This is a genomic window from Seonamhaeicola marinus, assembly GCF_008085455.1.
This window is the reverse complement of record NZ_VSDQ01000576.1, coordinates 1-593: the sequence shown is the minus strand read 5'-3', so window position 1 is coordinate 593 and position 593 is coordinate 1. Positions and strand designations below refer to the sequence as shown.

Below are 593 nucleotides of genomic sequence, written 5' to 3'. Positions count from 1 at the left end.
GCCCCTACGGCTTTAATGCTACTACTGGTAAAAAACGCTAATTATTAGTAAGCTACCTACTGCAAACCAAAGTATTGGTATGATTATTGCTACTGTAAACATAACCGAAAAACATTTTTAGTTAAAAATGCTCATAACCTAAAACAGTTAATTTTTCTTTATTAAATTTACTTTAACCGTTAAAAAAATTGCATTATGAAAACATTATTTAGAGCATTACCACTTTTAGTAATTGTGTTTATTGCTAGCTCTTGCAGCTCTGTAAGAGTAGCGGCCGATTACGATAAAAAAGCACCGTTTAACAATTATAAAACCTTTGCTTTTTTTAAAACTGGTATAGACAAAGCTGAAATTAGCGACTTAGATAAACGCCGAATTTTACGCGCCATTGAAGCCGAACTTTTAGCCAAAGGCTACACAAAATCTGACAATCCAGATTTACTAGTAAGTCTATTTACAAAATCTCAACAACGTGTTGATGTTTACAACAATACTTGGGGCTACGGCGCCTGGGGTTGGGGTGGCTGGGGCCCAGGGTGGGGACCTGGTTGGGGTTGGGGTTGGAACCAACCAACTGTTAGCACCAGCACTCA

Annotated in this window: 1 protein-coding gene; it reads left to right on the top strand. The window is 37.8% G+C overall.

The window, feature by feature from the left end; genetic code table 11:
- Positions 1 to 195: 195 nt before the first annotated feature.
- Positions 196 to 593, top strand: a 398-nt coding sequence (locus FUA24_RS08345; protein WP_148541278.1) for a DUF4136 domain-containing protein, incomplete at its 3' end; no start/stop codon positions are given.